The 16,201-nt window shown below is 71.1% G+C and carries 14 protein-coding genes and 2 tRNA genes; 10 read left to right on the forward strand and 6 right to left on the reverse strand.

Features of this window, described 5'->3' with window-relative positions; translation table 11 throughout:
• Positions 1 to 47: 47 nt before the first annotated feature.
• A complete protein-coding gene (locus AC0L6Y_RS00825) occupies positions 48 to 1,403 on the forward strand; it encodes a M23 family metallopeptidase (protein WP_473553727.1) in 1,356 nt (451 codons plus the stop codon).
• 14 nt (positions 1,404 to 1,417) lie between these two features.
• Here AC0L6Y_RS00825 and AC0L6Y_RS00830 read toward each other — a convergent pair whose 3' ends face one another.
• On the reverse strand, positions 1,418 to 3,052 hold the full coding sequence (locus AC0L6Y_RS00830; RefSeq protein WP_473553730.1) for a glycoside hydrolase family 13 protein: 1,635 nt from the start codon (positions 3,050 to 3,052) through the stop codon (positions 1,418 to 1,420).
• A gap of 98 nt (positions 3,053 to 3,150) precedes the next feature.
• On the opposite strand from AC0L6Y_RS00830, the gene AC0L6Y_RS00835 reads away from it, so the two are divergent.
• The 4 genes from AC0L6Y_RS00835 (at position 3,151) to AC0L6Y_RS00850 (ending at position 5,344) form a co-directional block, all read left to right on the forward strand.
• The gene (locus tag AC0L6Y_RS00835) at positions 3,151 to 4,077 is read left to right on the forward strand and encodes an alpha-amylase family glycosyl hydrolase (protein ID WP_473553732.1); all 927 of its coding nucleotides are present in this window, start codon (positions 3,151 to 3,153) and stop codon (positions 4,075 to 4,077) included.
• A gap of 25 nt (positions 4,078 to 4,102) precedes the next feature.
• Entirely contained in the window at positions 4,103 to 5,014 is a 912-nt protein-coding gene (locus AC0L6Y_RS00840) for an alpha-amylase family glycosyl hydrolase (RefSeq protein WP_473553733.1), read from the forward strand.
• Positions 5,015 to 5,140: 126 nt separating this feature from the next.
• Positions 5,141 to 5,212, forward strand: a tRNA-Thr gene (locus tag AC0L6Y_RS00845).
• Positions 5,213 to 5,270: 58 nt separating this feature from the next.
• Positions 5,271 to 5,344, forward strand: a tRNA-Met gene (locus AC0L6Y_RS00850).
• Here the strand turns inward: AC0L6Y_RS00850 and AC0L6Y_RS00855 are convergent.
• Positions 5,342 to 6,778, reverse strand: a complete 1,437-nt coding sequence (locus tag AC0L6Y_RS00855; RefSeq protein WP_473558566.1) for a sensor histidine kinase — start codon at positions 6,776 to 6,778, stop codon at positions 5,342 to 5,344. The two genes, AC0L6Y_RS00850 and AC0L6Y_RS00855, sit on opposite strands and share 3 nt — an antisense overlap.
• Before the next feature lie 5 nt (positions 6,779 to 6,783).
• A complete protein-coding gene (locus tag AC0L6Y_RS00860; protein ID WP_473553735.1) occupies positions 6,784 to 7,491 on the reverse strand; it encodes a response regulator transcription factor in 708 nt (235 codons plus the stop codon).
• A gap of 83 nt (positions 7,492 to 7,574) precedes the next feature.
• Here AC0L6Y_RS00860 and AC0L6Y_RS00865 point away from each other — a divergent pair, with 83 nt between their 5' ends.
• From AC0L6Y_RS00865 to AC0L6Y_RS00880, 4 genes are all read left to right on the forward strand, one after another.
• Positions 7,575 to 8,615 carry a YHYH protein gene (locus tag AC0L6Y_RS00865; protein WP_473553739.1) on the forward strand — a complete coding sequence of 347 codons (1,041 nt, stop codon included), beginning with the start codon at positions 7,575 to 7,577 and terminating at the stop codon, positions 8,613 to 8,615.
• 8 nt (positions 8,616 to 8,623) lie between these two features.
• Positions 8,624 to 9,673 (forward strand): hypothetical protein, encoded by a 1,050-nt coding sequence (locus tag AC0L6Y_RS00870; protein ID WP_473553741.1) that lies wholly within the window; start codon positions 8,624 to 8,626, stop codon positions 9,671 to 9,673.
• Between the two features lie 2 nt (positions 9,674 to 9,675).
• Positions 9,676 to 10,782, forward strand: coding sequence for a HupE/UreJ family protein (locus tag AC0L6Y_RS00875; protein ID WP_473553743.1), 1,107 nt, complete (start codon positions 9,676 to 9,678; stop codon positions 10,780 to 10,782).
• Between the two features lie 186 nt (positions 10,783 to 10,968).
• Complete coding sequence (locus AC0L6Y_RS00880; protein ID WP_473553745.1) at positions 10,969 to 11,871, forward strand: methyltransferase family protein; 903 nt, start codon at positions 10,969 to 10,971, stop codon at positions 11,869 to 11,871.
• On the opposite strand, the gene AC0L6Y_RS00885 is transcribed toward AC0L6Y_RS00880, so the two are convergent.
• Positions 11,868 to 13,064 (reverse strand): RimK family alpha-L-glutamate ligase, encoded by a 1,197-nt coding sequence (locus AC0L6Y_RS00885; RefSeq protein ID WP_473553747.1) that lies wholly within the window; start codon positions 13,062 to 13,064, stop codon positions 11,868 to 11,870. The genes AC0L6Y_RS00880 and AC0L6Y_RS00885 overlap by 4 nt on opposite strands.
• 79 nt (positions 13,065 to 13,143) lie before the next feature.
• Here AC0L6Y_RS00885 and AC0L6Y_RS00890 point away from each other — a divergent pair, with 79 nt between their 5' ends.
• A complete protein-coding gene (locus AC0L6Y_RS00890) occupies positions 13,144 to 13,572 on the forward strand; it encodes an ATP-dependent zinc protease family protein (RefSeq protein WP_473553749.1) in 429 nt (142 codons plus the stop codon).
• A 14-nt stretch (positions 13,573 to 13,586) separates the two neighbouring features.
• Here the strand turns inward: AC0L6Y_RS00890 and AC0L6Y_RS00895 are convergent, their stop codons facing one another.
• Complete coding sequence (locus AC0L6Y_RS00895) at positions 13,587 to 15,812, reverse strand: heavy metal translocating P-type ATPase (protein ID WP_473553751.1); 2,226 nt, start codon at positions 15,810 to 15,812, stop codon at positions 13,587 to 13,589.
• Positions 15,809 to 16,141, reverse strand: coding sequence for a heavy-metal-associated domain-containing protein (locus tag AC0L6Y_RS00900; protein ID WP_473553754.1), 333 nt, complete (start codon positions 16,139 to 16,141; stop codon positions 15,809 to 15,811). Before AC0L6Y_RS00900 ends, AC0L6Y_RS00895 begins: the two co-directional genes overlap by 4 nt.
• Between the last annotated feature and the right edge of the window lie 60 nt (positions 16,142 to 16,201).

The following is a 16,201-nucleotide window of genomic DNA, read 5'->3' on the forward strand; positions in this document are numbered from 1 at the left end:
TTCGACGCGCGCCGAGACCTCAACAGCGACTCGAGGGTGGCGGAGCGGTGACGCGCGCGGACGACTCGACGCCCCGCGAGAGCCAGGACCGCGAGGTCTCGGCCTTCGAGCTGCTGGGCCTCATCTCGTCCGCCCCGCCGAGCCCCGCGGATGCCGCGCCGGCCGCCCCGCCGTCGACGCCCCCGCAGCCTTCGCTTCTGGCGGACCTCGTTCCGATGACCCCGGCCGCGGACCTGCCGGCGCCGACCACGGTTCCCGCCGCGCCGTCGCTGGAGACCCCGCCGCTCACGCGTCGCGAGGCGCGTGCGCGCGAAGCCGCGGCGGCCAGCTCGGGCCCCGCGCCCGCTTCGGTGGCCTCAGTGCCCGCGCCAGCGGCGGTGCCGGCGGTGGCGAGCTCGCTGCCCGCACCCGTGGTGCCGGCGATTCCCGCGCCGCTCGCGGCACCGGAGCCCGCACCCGCGCTTGCCGCTGCTCCGGCACCTGCTCCTGCCGCCGCTCTCGCTCCCGCGGTGGCGCACCCGGACACCTCCGCGGCGGACTCGGAGGCCGCACCGGCTCCCGAAGCCCGGCCGCGTCGCGCCGCGTCGCGCTCGGCGTCGCGCCCCGAGCCCGCCACCGCCAAGCTCGGGCGTCGTCGTCGTGCCGCCTCCGCGCCCCCCACGCGTTCACGCCGGCCGAGCGCGCCGGCGCGCGGCCACGCGCACCGCAAGAGCTGGAGTGCGCGGCTGCTCTCGTCCGCAGCGCTGCTGCTGGCCGGCGCCTTCATGGTCGGCCTGACCCTGCCGGCGAACGCCGTCTACAACGCGGATGCCGATGCCGCGGCCGGCACGACGCTCAGCGCCGAGGCGGTGCAGACGCTCTCCGTCGACGAGGCCGTGTCGACCGATGTCGCCGAGCGGTCCACCTTCGGCGTGACGTCCTGGGCCGAGATCCTGCAGCAGCGCTACGGGCAGGCCAGCTACACCTACACGGTCGGCACCGGCGACATCCAGTGGCCGTTCCCGTTCCCGGTTCCGATCTCCGACGGATTCGGCGACCGCGTGTCGCCGTGCCGTGGCTGCTCGACCTATCACCAGGGCGTCGACTTCATCCCGGGCGACGGTCAGCCGATCTATGTGATCGCCGACGGGGTCGTCACCTTGCACGACGAGGCCAACTGGAGCTACGGCAACACGGTCGAGATCGAGCACGAGATCGACGGGCACATCATCACGAGCAAGTACGCGCACATGCAGTACAACTCGAGCGCGCTTCAGGTCGGCGACGAGGTGTCGGTCGGCGACTTCATGGGGCTCGTCGGCAACACCGGCGCCTCCACCGGTCCGCACCTGCACTTCGAGATCTGGATCGACGGCGTCAAGGTCAACCCGTTCACCTGGCTGCAGGCCAAGGCCGCCTCCTAGGAGCGGACCCGCCGCTAGACGGTGGCCGCGACCCAGACCGTGGTGTCGCCCGGCAGCAGGCCGTCGACGAGGTCGCCGCTGGCCAGCAGCACCTCGCCCGAGGGGAGATCCGCCGGGGTCTCGCCGGTGTTCGCGGCGATCACGACGTCGCCGACCCGGAAGCGCAGCACCTGCTCCTCGCTCGAGGGCAGCCACTCGAGCGCGTGCTCGGCGAGCCGGTGCTCGCGGCGAAGCGCGAGCGCGGAGCGGTACAGCTCCAGCGTCGAGCCCTCGACGCCCACCTGGCGGTCGCGGGCGAGCGCGGCCCAGCTCTCCGGCTGCGGCAGCCAGCTCGCCCCGGTGTCGTTGAAGCCGTAGGCGGGCGCGTCGGCCTCCCACGGGATCGGCACCCGGCATCCGTCGCGGCCGTAGGTCTCGCCCTTCGTGCGGGCGAAGGTGGGATCCTCGCGCCGGTCGTCGGGCACGTCGATCACCTCGGGGAGCCCGAGCTCCTCGCCCTGATACAGGTAGCTGGATCCGGGCAGCGCGAGCATGAAGCTGGTGGCGGCGCGGGCGCGGCGCAGGCCGACGACCGGGTCCGGGAGCGGTGAGCTCTTCGGGCCGATGCCGACGCCCTGCGGAGGCGGCGGCGTGAGCGCCAGGCGGCTGGCGTGCCGGATCATGTCGTGGTTCGAGAGCACCCACGTGCTCGGGGCGCCGACCGCGCCGAACGCGGCGAGAGACTCGTCGACGACGCGACGCAGCTTCGCCGCCTCCCACGGGGTCTCGAGGTAGGCGAAGTTGAAGGTCTGGTGCATCTCGTCGGGGCGCACCCACAGCGCGAGCTTGCTGAGCGGCTCGACCCACGCCTCGCCGATCAGCACCCGGTCGGGGCCGTACTCGGCGAGCAGCGCGTGCCACTCGCGGTAGATCGGATGCACACCCGGCTGCGCCCAGTACGGCACGTCGGCCTCATCGCCGCCCATGCTTCCGCCGTCGGCCGGCGGGGTGTAGTCGGGAAGACCGGCGACCTTGGCCATGCCGTGCGCCACATCGACGCGGAATCCGTCGACGCCGCGGTCGAGCCAGAAGCGCAGCACGCCGCGGAAGAACTCGTGCACCTCCGGGTTCGTCCAGTCGAAGTCGGGCTGGCTCGAGTCGAAGATGTGCAGGTACCACTGGCCGGGCGCTCCGTCGGCCTCGGTGACGCGGGTCCACGCGTTGCCGCCGAACACCGACTTCCAGTTGTTCGGCGGCTCGGAGCCGTCGGCGCCGCGTCCGTCGCGGAACAGGTAGCGGGCGCGCTCGGGCGAGCCGGGCTCGGCCGCGAGGGCCTCCTGGAACCACGGGTGCTCGCTCGAGGAGTGGTTGGGCACCAGGTCGACGATGACCTTGAGGCCGAGCTCGTGGGCGCGGTCGCGCATCCGGTCGAAGTCGTCGAGGGTGCCGAAGATCGGATCGATGTCGCAGTAGTCGGCGACGTCGTAGCCGGCGTCGTTCTGCGGGCTGGTGAAGAACGGCGAGAGCCAGACGGCGTCGACGCCGAGGTCGGCGAGCTCATCGAGGCGGCCGGTGACGCCCGCCAGGTCGCCGACGCCGTCGCCGTCGGCGTCCGCGAACGATCGCGGGTACACCTGATAGATCACGGCTGTCCGCCACCACTCGCTCATGTCTTCACGCTAGCCGGAATGGGCCGGTGCTTCGAGCGGATGCCGGACGAATCCGCCCCGGCCATCTGTTCGACACAGGACTCGGGTAGCCTCCCGTCATGTCTCGCGACCTCGCTGCGGCGCCCCACCACGACGGCTCGTCGCTGTACGTCTCGACGGAGACGCCCGCCCTCGGCGACACGGTGCGCGTCCGCGTCCGTGTGCCGCACTCCTTCGAGCCGGTGGCGCGCGTGCTCACCCGCTCGAACCCCGACCGTGAGCCGCGCTTCACCGAGGCTCAGCTCGTGCACCACGACGACGCCGCGAACTGGTGGGAGGCGGAGCTGCACGTCGAGAACCCGGTGCACGGCTACCGGTTCCTGCTCGAGCTGGAGTCGGGGGCGATCCGCTGGCTGAACGCCGCCGGGCTCTCGGTGACGGAGACGCGCGACGTGGACGACTTCCGGCTGGTGACCGCCGCCCCGCCGCCCGTGTGGGCGCGCGGGGCCGTCATGTACCAGGTGTTCCCCGACCGCTTCGCGCGCTCCGCCGCGGCAGGCCCGATCGCCGAGGCCGAGCTGCCCGACTGGGCCGAGCCGGCCGAGTGGGACGACGAGGTCGACCAGGATCGTGCGCACACGGCGCAGCAGTTCTACGGCGGCGACCTCCCGGGCGTCGAAGAGCACCTGGATCACCTGAGCTCGCTCGGCGTGAACCTGCTGTACCTGACGCCCGTCTTCCCCGCCCGCAGCAACCACCGCTACGACGCGCTCTCCTTCGACCACGTCGACCCGCTGCTCGGGGGCGACGAGGCGCTCGTCTCGCTGGTCGAAGCGGCGCACGCCCGGGGCATCCGCGTCATCGGCGATCTGACGACGAACCACTCCGGCGACGCGCACGAATGGTTCCAGGCCGCCTACGGCAACCCGGAGGCGCCGGAGAGCGCGTTCTATCTGTGGCTGAACGAGGAGCAGACCTCCTACGCGAGCTGGCTGGGGGTGCCGAGCCTGCCGAAGTTCGACTGGCGCTCGCAGGAGCTGCGTTGAACGCTTCATCGACGGGGACGACTCGGTGGTCGCGCGCTACCTGAGGCCGCCGTTCGCCTTCGACGGCTGGCGCATCGACGTCGCCAACATGACCGGCCGCTTCCGCGACCTCGACCTGAACGCCGAGGTGCGCCAGACGGTGCGGCGCACGATGGAGGAGATCAACGCCGACACGATCCTGCTCGGCGAGTCCACCAACGATGCCGCCCCCGACTTCACCGGGGATGCCTGGCACGGCGCGATGACCTACGCGAACTTCACCCGGCCGCTGTGGAACTGGCTCGGGGTGCCGGGCACCCCCGCGGGCGGCGGCCTCGGCCTGGCGCTGCAGCGCACGAGCGAGTTCGGCGGCGACGACTTCGTGGCCGCCCACCTGTCGTTCGCGGCGGCGTTCCCGTGGCGGGTGCGGCTGCAGAACATGAACGCCCTCGACACCCACGACACCCCGCGGTTCCGCAACGTCGCGCGCGAGGGCGTGGTGCCGGTGGCGGTCGGGCTGTCGATGACGCTGCCGGGCATCCCGGTGGTGTGGGCGGGCGCCGAGTGGGGTCTGCGCGGCGACGACGGGGAGCACTCGCGCACCCCGCTGCCGTGGGCGCGCGCCGACGAGCCGGAGTTCGCGGAGCCGATGGCGCTGTACCGGCGGCTGATCGGGCTGCGCCGCGAGCACCCGGTGCTGGACGGCGGCGGCATCCGCTGGCTGCACGCCTCTGAGGAGGCGATCGCCTTCGTGCGCGAGTCGGCGGACGAGAGCGTGCTGGTGCTCGCCGCCCGCGGCGCGTGCTCGGTCGACCTGGGCTCCGAACTTCCGGATGCCGCCGAACTTCTCGAGGGCACCGCCACCCGGCAGTCGGGCCGCGTGTCGACCGACGGCCCGCAGTTCCTCGCCTGGCACCTCCCCGGCGTCCCCCTCCCCGCGTTCGAGCCAGTTGAGTAGCCGCGCAGCGGCGACCTTGCCGGTTGAGTAGCCGCGCAGCGGCGTATCGAAACCGCGTGCCCCCGCGGTTAAAACCCACCCCGCGCGGGTGGTAGGCTCTTGCGGTGCCGCGGGCAACCGCGACGCGCCCCGATAGCTCAGTGGTAGAGCACTTCCATGGTAAGGAAGGGGTCGTCAGTTCAATCCTGACTCGGGGCTCGGAACCAGCTGGTTGAGTCGCCGCAAAGCGGCGTATCGAAACCACAGCGTTTCTCCCGGCGGGGTAGCTCAGGTGGTTAGAGCACACGACTCATAATCGTGGGGTCGCGGGTTCGAGTCCCGCCCTCGCTACAGTTTTTCGTCCGAGTCGTTCGCGACTTCGGCCATCTGGCGCGACGTCAGCGGCAGCTCGATCGCGAACGTCGCCCCGCCTCCCGGCGTCTCGGTGACGCTGACCGTCCCCTCGTGCTCGAACACGATCTGCTCTGTGACGGTCAGACCGAGTCCGGCGCCATCCCCGTCCAGCCGCGCGCGGGCCGGGTCGGAGCGGTAGAACGGCAGAAAGATCTTGTCGCGCTCCGACTTGGGGATGCCTGGGCCGTGGTCGATGACCCGAACCGTGACCCGGTCGGCGGTGGCGGTCGCCTCGAAGGTGATCGGCGAATCCGCGGGAGTGTGCCGGCAGGCGTTGGCGCCCAGGTTGAGCACGGCCTGGTGAAGCTGCGCCCGGTCGCCGACCAGGCTGCGGTCGGGCACATCCACCCGCTCGTCGATGCGTCGGCCGGGGAACGCCGCGCGAAGGTCGTCGACGACGTTGCGGATGACGCGGGCGATCTCGACGGGTTCCCGCACGGCTTCGGGGGCGTCGCCGGTGCGCGCGGTCTGCAGGATGGAGTCGACCAGCAGGTGCAGCCGGGCGCTCTCCTCCCCGATGCGGGTCATCGCTCGATCGAGGGCGCCCTCCTCGGTGAGCATGCCACGCTGGTACAGCTCGCTGTAGCCCTGGAGCGCGGTCAGCGGGGTGCGAACCTCGTGCGCGACATCGGCGAGGAGTCGGCGCAGGTCGTCGCGCGCGCGGGTCGCGTCGGCGGCGGATTGCTCGCGCTCGGCGAGCGCCGCGCGGAGCCGCGCGACCATGCGACCGACGTCATGGGTGAGCATCGTCACCTCACGCGAGCCGCCGGGCGCCCACACCGCGGTGTCGAGCTCCCCGTCGGCGATCCGCGAGACGCCCGCGGACACGGCGGCGATCGGGGTGGCGATCCGCCGCGCGAGCACCCACACGACGACCGCCTCGATCGAGACGATGACGAGCCCGCCGAGCGCGAGCGTGCCGCGCAGCGCCGCGATGGCCGCCTCGAAGCCGGAGAGCGACAGGGCGGTGACGCGCACGAGTGTCTCGGGCAGAGCGGTGACGAGCACCCGGTAGCCGTGGACGTTGAACGTCGTGCCGCTCGGCTGGGAGGCGATCTCGGCGAGCTCGTCGAGCGAGAACGGACTCGCGGCCCCTCCGGTCGCCACGACCGCGCCGGCCTGGGTGAGCGTCAGCTGGACCGGCAGGTCGGCTGCCAGCTCCGAGGTCGGTCGCGGAGTCGGTGTCGCCGATTCCCCCGCGGGCTCCGGGTCGACGGTCTGCATCGGGCTCAGCTCGGCCCGGGCTAGCTCCTGGTCGATCTCCGCCAGGCGCAGCGCCCGCTCGCTGACGTCGACCGCGACCGCGAACGCAACGAATCCGACGATGATCGCGGCCAGCACCGGGAGGAGCAGCATCCGGCGGAGCGACATCCGCCTCACGCGGATTCCTCGCGGAGCATGTAGCCGAGGCCGCGCCGAGTCTCGATGAGCGGCGGGTGGTCGCCGCCGAGCTTCCGGCGGAGGTAGCCGATGTACAGCTCGACGACGTTCGGGTTGTGGTCGCCGTCATCGTCCCAGACCGCCCGCAGGATCCGGCTCTTGGAGAGCACCACCCCCTCGTTGACCATCAGGTAGTGCAGCAGACGGTACTCGGTCGCCGACAGCTCGATCGAGCGGCCGTCGAGGGATGCTTCCAGGCTCGCCGGGTCGAGGCTCAAGGAGCCGACCTGGAGGGTCTCGGTGATCGGCACGGGGTTCGCGCGGCGCAGGATCGCCGCCACCCGGAGGGTGAGCTCGTTGACGGTGAACGGCTTCGGCAGGTAGTCGTCGCCGCCGGTGTCGAGGCCGCGCACGCGATCGACAAGGTCGCCGCGGGCGGTCAGGAACAGCACCGGCGTCCGCACGTCCTGCTCGCGCAGTCGCCGGCAGACCTCGAACCCATCCATCCCCGGCAGCATCACGTCGAGCACGATCAGATCGACCGGATGCGTCGTGGCGTGAGTGAGTGCGTCGAGCCCGTCCGCGACCTGGACGACGTAGTAGCCCTCGAAGCGCAGCGCGGTCGCGGCGATGTCGCTGATCGCAGGGCTGTCCTCGACGACGAGGATCGTCGTCGGTGCCGCCTCCTGCGCGTCAGGGTCCACGTCGCCACGCTAGATCGTCGGGAGGGGGCGGCGCTACCGGACTCCTCAGATTCGCCACAGCGAACGGCGGAATCATGAGCCCCATGACTGAACTCCGTTCCCGGGCCGCGCGCGCCCGCCGGCTGTCGTTGACGACAGCCCTTCTCGCCGTGGTGGCTCTCACGACGGCGGCATGTACCGCCACCGAGACCACCGATGACTCCACCAGCACCGACACGGTCGCCTCGACGGGCATCGACCTGACGCTCTTCACCGACGGCGCGATCGTCGGCGAGCCCGCCACGGTCGACTGCACGCTCAGCGAAGGCGTCGAGACGACCTGTTACGAGTTCACGATCGTCGGATACCCGACCGACTACGAGGTCGGTCCGTTCTGCCCCGACACGATTACCACCAGCGCCGATGACGCCGGCATCTGGTTTGACGGCGACGGCGTCTACGACCTCGACGGCGAGTTCATCGCGAACCTCGCCGAGTTCTACGGTGACGAGGGCTGGCACATGTACGACGACGACGGCAACGTGTACGTGACCGAGACGGTCGAGGCCTTCGAGGCCGCAGCGCGGCCCGACGTCGACCCGGAGTACTACAACTACTGCATCGAAGGGCAGATCTCGTTCCTCGAGAACGGGGAGCCGATCACCTCGACGGTGCAGATCCCGACCACGCCGGTGGTGGCATCCGCCTCGGCGGCCGCGCAGGGCAATCTGGGCGTGACCCTCGACGGTGTGATCATCGCCGCCTCGGCCCCGGTCGACGCGATCCTCGGCGCGTACACGATCGCCTCGTTCGACGACTGCGGCGGCCACATCAACCCGTTTGAGGGCTACCACCTGCACGGCGCCACCGGCTGCTCTGAGGTCGGCACCGCATCCGACGGCGAGACTCCGATCTTCGGGTATGCGCTCGACGGCTTCGCGATCCACAGCCCGTACACCGATGAGGAGCTCGCCAGCGTCGACCTCGACGAATGCAACGGGCACACCACGGAGGAGCTCGGTTACCACTACCACGCGAACAGCGCCGCCGAGAACCTCGTCGTCGAGTGCTACGTCGGCCAGGTGGTCTCCTCCGGCGCCGACGGCCCGGGTGGCGGCGGCCCGCCCGCCGGGCAGAACGGCTGAGCGCGATCATGAGACTCACCCGACCCCTCCTGCTGGTCACGGTCGCGAGCGCCGCGCTCGCCCTGAGCGCGTGCGCGACCGACGCGACGACCGACACCACGACGGATTCGACGACGGAATCGACCACGACGGGCGTTGCGGCGCTCTTCGTCGAGGGTGCCCTCAGTTCCGATGCGACGATCGTTGACTGCACGCTCGAGAACGGCAGCGAGACCACCTGCTACCAGTTCGAGGTCAGCAGCCTGAGCGACGCGGTCTCGACCGACGGGCCGTACTGCCCCGAGACCACGAGCGACGAGGGCGGCATCTGGGTGTGGGACGGCGAGGAGCCCGGGCTCTACGCGCTCGACTCCGAGTTCTGGGAGTTCATGTCCTCGCTCGGCTACGAGTTCGCCGATGCGGACGGCAACATCACGATCGTCGACCCCGCCGGCAACGCGCCCTCCGATGGCGGCACCGCCAACTCGTGCCTCCAGGCGACGCCTGACGGTTCGTACCACATCGATGTGCTCATCCCGGTGACGCCCGAGAACCTCGATGAGGTCGTCGACCTGACGACCATCTCGCAGATCGGGCTCGCCTTCGACGGGGTCACCATCTTCGGCGATGCGCCGTCGGTCGGCGATACCGGCGGACTTCCCGCGCTGGACGCCTGCGGCGGGCACATCGACCCGTCCGGCTACTACCACTGGCACTACGGCGCGGAGTCGATCCAGTCGAACCTGGATGCGGCGGGCGCGGACGTGACCTGCTCGATCGAGCAGGACCTCGAGGCCGCGGTCGCGCTGTCCTACGACGGCTATGTCATCTATGGACCGGAAGAGAACGGCGCGGTTCCGACCGACCTCGACGAGTGCTCGGGCCACGTGTCCGAGACGGAGGAGTTCGGCAGCGTCTACCACTACCACCTCAGCTACGACGACTCGAATCTCCCGCTGTGCCGGGTCGGAGCGGCGGCGGTCGGCAAGCTCTCGAGTCCTGACAACAGCAGCGTGGCGCTTCCCGACGGCGGCGGCACGGGCGGGCCTCCCGCCGGCGGTCGTCCGGGCGACAACTGACCTTGAAGCGCACTCACCGTCTCGTTGCGGTCGGAGTCCTCGCGGCGCTGCTCGCGACGGGCTCCGCCGCGGCGTGGGCGCACGACGACGCCAGCAACGTCGTGTCGCTCGCCGTCGACGAGGGCCGCGTCGTCGGCACGGCGCACGTCGAGGCGGAGCAGCTCGGCCTGGTCGACACCTCCGGTGATGGCGTCATCGACGAGGACGAGCTGCAGGCGCAGGAATCCGCGATCTCGGGCAGCCTGGTCGCGGCGGTGCGCGAGCACGTCCGGATCGCCGTCAACGGCACCGACGTGGACATCATCGGGGCGGGCCTGTCGGCGGTCGCCGTGAGCGACCTGACGAGCACTCCCGAGTCCGGGTCGTCCTCCATCGGGGTGGCGTTCGCCTCCGCGGAGTTCGACGGGGAGCTCTCCCGCCTCGAACTCGAGTGGGGTCTCGCCTCGTCCGCCGACACGGTGCTGGTTGTGCGCACCGACGGCGTCGTGGTCGGCGGACTCAGCGAAGCCGGAACCGCGTCCTTCACCTTCGACGCGTGGTCAACGGCGGGGTCGTTCTTCGTGCAGGGCATCGAGCACATCCGGCTCGGGCTCGACCACCTGCTGTTCCTGGTGGTGCTGACGCTTGGGGTGGTCAGCGCGAAGACCGGTCGCGCCGCCGCCTGGCGCGTCGTCAAGCTCGTCACCGCGTTCACCGTCGGGCACGCCGTCAGCCTGTGCCTGGCCTACTTCAACCTCGTCTCGGTGCCGGCCGACATCGTCGAACCGGCCATCGCCCTGTCGATCGTCGCCGCGGCGGCGCTCGCGCTGCGGAAGGCCGGCGGCGACGTGCGCTGGTGGATCGCCGGGATCATCGGCGTCATCCACGGCCTCGGGTTCGCCTCCAGCCTCGCCGGGCTCGGGGTCGCGACCGCCGATCACGCGGTCGCGCTGATCGCCTTCAACCTCGGAATCGATGTGGCGCAGACCGTCGTGGTGCTCGCCGTGCTGGGGGCGTTCCTCGCGATCGGACGGTGGGTGCCCGCGTGGAAGGACCGCGTGCGCTACGCCGTCGCCGCCGCGATCGGCGCCGTCGGTCTCTACTGGACAATCACCCGCATCTTCTTCTGAGCGGGCCGGTTGAGTAGCCGCGAAGCGGCGTATCGAAACCAGCGGCAGTTCCCCGGCGGGTCAGCCCGAGAGGTGAACGCACACGACGCACAAGCGCGGGCTCGAGTCTCGCCCTCGTTGCCGTTCCCTGTTCGTCGAGCCAGCGCCGAGGCCCAGCGCGCGGCCGCCGACTGCTACGTTTCGCTCATGCGATGGGGGCGGCTCTACTTTGCGGCGCAAGCCGTGCTCGGCGCGGCGTGGTGGGTCGCTGTTGCGGGAGTCCCCGGCGTGCGCGAGGCAACGCTCGGCGGCCTCGACCCGCTTGCCGTTGCGGCAGCCGACATCCCATTGTTCGTCGTCGGCTCCGCGCTCGCCGCGGCCGGCATTCGCGCCGCTGCGGTGATCGCGACGGCGTGGACGCTGCTGGTGACTCTCGCGCTCGCGGCCTACGCGACGATCACCACCGAAGCCGGGTGGGGTGTGGTGGCGATGGCGGCGGCGAGTGCCGGATCCGTCGTGGCGCTGCTCGAGGTCATCCTCGGCCGGGTGCCCACCGAGTGGATCATGCGCGGGCCGTTCGCGTTTCGGGTGGCACGTCCGCGGCAAGGCCGCGCGGTTCACGTGGCCGCGACCATGCTCCAGATCGCGGTGTTCTGGGGGTTCTTCCTGGTCGCGATTCCGCTCATCGTCGCCGCGGCCGAGCGGCGGTGGAACCTGCATCTGGCGCTGCCCGAGCCGGTCGGCGTCATCGGCGTCGTCGTGCTGGCGCTGTCGAGCGCCCTCGGGATCTGGTCGGGGCTCACCATGTCCATTCGCGGCAACGGCACGCCGCTTCCGGCTGCGATGCCCAACAACTTCGTCGTCTCGGGGCCGTACCGTTTCGTCCGCAACCCGATGGCGCTCAGCGGAATCGTGCAGGGCGCCGCGGTGGGGCTGATCCTCTCGTCCTGGCTCGTCGTCGCCTACGCGGTGGTGGGTTCGCTGGTCTGGAACTACGCCGTCAGGCCTCACGAGGAGGCCGACCTGGAGGCGAAGTTCGGCGACGAGTTCCGGGCGTATCGGGACTCCGTTCGCTGCTGGATTCCCCAGCGCCCGGCGCTTCTCGGCTAGGCGTCCTCGTTCGGCATCGCCTCGGTCGGCAGCTTCCGCACCTTGGCGCGACGGCGACGGCGCTCGGGGATCATCGAGCGCATCTCCTCCAGCTTGCCGAAGCACAGCAGGCGGTCGCCGGACTCCAGCACGACGCCCTTGCGCGGGTTCGGGATCACCGAGGCCGAGCGGTGCAGCGTCAGCACCGTGATGTCGCGCTCCCACAGGCCCGAGTCGCCGAGCTTCTTGCCGACCAGGTCGGCGTTGTTGTGCACGAGCAGCTCGGCGACGCCGTAGCCCGTCGAGACGCTCAGGCGCTGACGCACGTCGATCTCGGGGAAGGCGACCTGGTTGGCGATGTAGTCGATGATGGCGCCCGCGACATCCAGCTGGGTCGCCGCCTCGATGCCCTGCAGGCCCGGCGAGGAGTTGACCTCCATCACGAGCGGACCGTCGGCGCCCTCCAGCATGTCGACGCCGGCGACCTTCAGGCCCATGATCTGGGCGGAGCGGACCGCCGCATCCTTGTACTCGCTCGACAGCTCGACCGCCTCCACCGAGCCACCGCGGTGCACGTTCGAACGGAACTCGTCGCCGCTCGCGGTGCGGCGCATCGCCGCCACAACCCGGTCGCCGACCACCAGCGCGCGGATGTCGCGCCCGCGGCTCTCACTCACGAAGCGCTGGATGAGCACGTTCTGCCGCGTCGAATGCAGCGTCTCGATGATCGCCTCGGCGACCTTCTGGTCGGGGGCGAGGATCACGCCGATGCCCTGGGTGCCCTCGAGCAGCTTGATCACGACGGGGGCGCCGCCGACGCGTTCGATGGCGGGGCGCACGTCGGCGCGGTTGCGCACGAAGGTGGTGGCGGGCATGCCGATGTTGTGGCGCGACAGGATCTGCGTGGCCCGCAGCTTGTCGCGCGCGTTCGAGATGCCGTTCGCGGTGTTCGGCGTGTAGACATCCATCTGCTCGAACTGGCGCACCACGGCGGTGCCGAAGTAGGTGATCGAGTTGCCGATGCGCGGCAGGATCGCGTCGTAGTCGCTCAGCTGCTTGCCGCGGAACTGCAGGTCCGGATCGTCGCCCGAGAGGTCGATCGCGAAGCGCAAGGTGTTGAGCACCTTCACGTCGTGGCCGCGCTGCTCGGCGGCGGCGCGGAGGCGCTGGGTGGAATAAGCCCGGGGGGCGCGCGACAGGATCGCAAGTTTCATGGAGGGGCCCTGACAAGATAGGGGGATGGGCGAGTCCTCTCATTCAAACACCCTCGCGGGGTGGCGTGAGTGGGTTCAGATGCCCGAAATCGGAATTCCGTGGATCAAGGCGAAACTCGACACCGGCGCGCAGACATCCGCGATCCACGCCTTCAACATCGAGCCCTTCGAGCGCAATGGGGACGAGTGGGTGCGGTTCCACATCCACCCCTGGCAGCGCACCAATGACGACGATGTGATCGTCGAGCTGCCGGTGAAGGATCACCGCCGCGTGCGCAGCTCCTCGGGGCATGTCGATGAGCGGCTCGTTGTCGAGATGCCGATCGTGCTCGTGGGGCAGGACGTTCACATCGAGGTGACCCTCACCAACCGCGATGAGATGGGCTTCCGGATGCTGATCGGGCGGCAGGCGCTGCGCCACGGCTTCGTGGTCGCCTCCGACCGCTCGTTCATCGGAGGCCGCGCGCCGCGTCACACTCGCCGCCGCAACCGCGGCATCGCCCTCTAGTCGCCGCGCGCGGGTCAGGCGGGGCGGAAGCGGCGGAGGCGGAGGCTGTTCGTGACCACGAATACCGACGAGAACGCCATCGCGGCGCCCGCGATGAGCGGGTTCAGCAGGCCGAGCATCGCGATCGGGATCGCCGCCACGTTGTAGGCGAAGGCCCAGAACAGGTTGCCCTTGATGGTGCCGAGCGTGCGGCGCGCCAGGCGGATCGCATCGGCGACCACCAGGAGGTCGCCGCCGACCACGGTGACGTCGCTCGCGGCGATCGCCGCATCCGTTCCGCTGCCCATCGCGATGCCGAGGTCGGCCGCGGCGAGGGCGGCCGCGTCATTGACGCCATCGCCGACCATCGCGACCGCGCGGCCATCCGCGAGGAGAGCGCGGATCACCTCGAGCTTGCCCTGCGGCGTCACCCCCGCGTGCACCTCGTCGATCCCGACGGCGGCGGCGACCGCCTGCGCGGCCCCCGCGTTGTCGCCGGTCAGCAGCACCGGGCGGAGCCCCAGCTCGCGGAACCGGGCGATCGCCTGCGCGCTGCTCGGCTTGACCGTGTCGCCGACGCTCAGCACGCCGCGCACCTCGCCATCCCAGGCGACGACGACGGCGGTGCGGCCGCTCGCCTCGGCCTCGGACGCGGCGGCGACCGCCTCGGCGGGCACATCCAGCGACCATGCCTCGGCGAGCCAGCTCGCGCGTCCGGCGACGACCGCGTGGCCGTCGATGACCGCCTCGACGCCGAACCCGGCGTGCGCGACGAACCGCTCGGGCGACGGGGCCGCGACCCCCTCGGCCTGCGCGTGCTCGAGGATCGCCCGCGCCACGGGATGCTCGGAGCCGGACTCGACCCCGGCGGCGAGGCGCAGCAGCTCGCCCGCCGCGGTGGTGCCGATCGGGGTCGCGGTGACCACGCGCATCCGACCCGTGGTCAGGGTGCCGGTCTTGTCGAGCACGATCGTGTCGATGCGGCGGGTCTGCTCGAGCACCTGCGGCCCGCGGATGAGGATGCCCAGCTGCGCACCGCGACCGGTGCCCACCATGAGCGCGGTGGGGGTCGCGAGACCGAGGGCGCAGGGGCACGCGATGATGAGCGTCGCGACGGCGGCCGTGAAGGCGAGCTCGACACTCGCGCCGGCGAGGAGCCAGCCCGCGAACGCGACGATCGCGAGGACGAAGACGACGGGCACGAAGACCGCCGAGACGCGGTCGGCGAGCCGCTGCACGGCGGCCTTGCCGGTCTGCGCCTCCTCGACGAGGCGCCCCAGTCGGGCGATTTCGGTGTCGGCGCCGACGCGCGTCACCTCGACCACCAGCCGGCCGCCGACGTTGAGCGTCGCCCCGACGACCCGGTCGCCGGGGCCGACCTCGACCGGCACGGATTCGCCGGTCAGCATGCTCGCGTCGACGGCGGAGGCGCCCTCGAGCACCAGCCCATCGCTGGCGATCTTCTCGCCGGGGCGCACGACGACGGTGTCGCCGGGCACGAGCGTATCGACGGGAACGCGCACCTCGGCGCCTTCGCGCAGCACCACCGCGTCCTTGGCGCCCAGTTCGAGGAGGGCACGAAGCGCCGCCCCCGACTGCGACTTGGCGCGCGCCTCCAGATAGCGCCCGCCGAGAATGAAGACGGTCACGGCCGCGGCGACCTCGAGGTAGATCTCTCCGGATGCCTCGCCCGGCGTGCCGAAGAGGGTCACCGTCATCTGCATGCCGGGCATCCCCGCCATGCCGAAGAACAGGGCGTAGAGCGACCAGCCGAAGGCGGCGATCACGCCGACGCTGATCAGGGTGTCCATGGTGGCGGCGCCGTGTCGGGCGTTGACGGCGGCGGCGCGGTGGAACGGCCAGGCGCCCCACACGGCGACCGGGGCCGCGAGGGTGAGAGCCAGCCATTGCCAGTTCGTGAACTGCAGCGCCGGGATCATCGACAGCAGCGCCACCGGTACGGCGAGGGATGCCGAGATGATGAGCCGCTGACGAAGCGCGCGCAGTTCGGGGTCTGCGGGTGGCGCACCATCGGCGGGGGCGGCAGCAGGGGGTGCGGGAAGCGCGGCCGTGTACCCGGCGGATTCGACGGCGGCGATCAACGTGGCGACGTCAACGCCGGGGGCGTCGACGTGCGCCTTCTCGGTGGCGTAGTTGACGCTCGCCGTGACTCCGTCGATCTTGTTGAGCTTGCGCTCGACGCGGTTCGCGCAGGAGGCGCACGTCATGCCGCCGATCTCGAGGTCGACGGCGGTGCTCATGACGCGGAGCTGAGCGAGTAGCCGGCCTCGGCGATCGCGGCGCTGATGCGCTCCGCGGCGATCGGCGCACGGCTGACGACGGTGACGCGCGAGGCGCCGCCCGCATTCAGGTCGACGTCGACGCGCTCGACCCCGTCGAGCTCGGTCAGCTCTTCGGTGACGCTCGCGACGCAGTGGCTGCAGGTCATCCCGTCGACGAGGTACGCGGACTCGATGGCGCCTTCGGGGCGCGCACCGATCGTGTGGGCCGCGCTCGCGCTGCCGCAGTGGCACTCGTGGTTGGCGTCGGTCAGCCCGAGCTGTCCGGCCGGGGTGGTCGAGCTGCACATGGTTCGCGCTCCCTCTCTCGCGTCCCGATGGATACCCACCGGGGGTATCCATGCTACGTC

This window comes from Pseudolysinimonas sp. 10J20-29 (assembly GCF_055809595.1).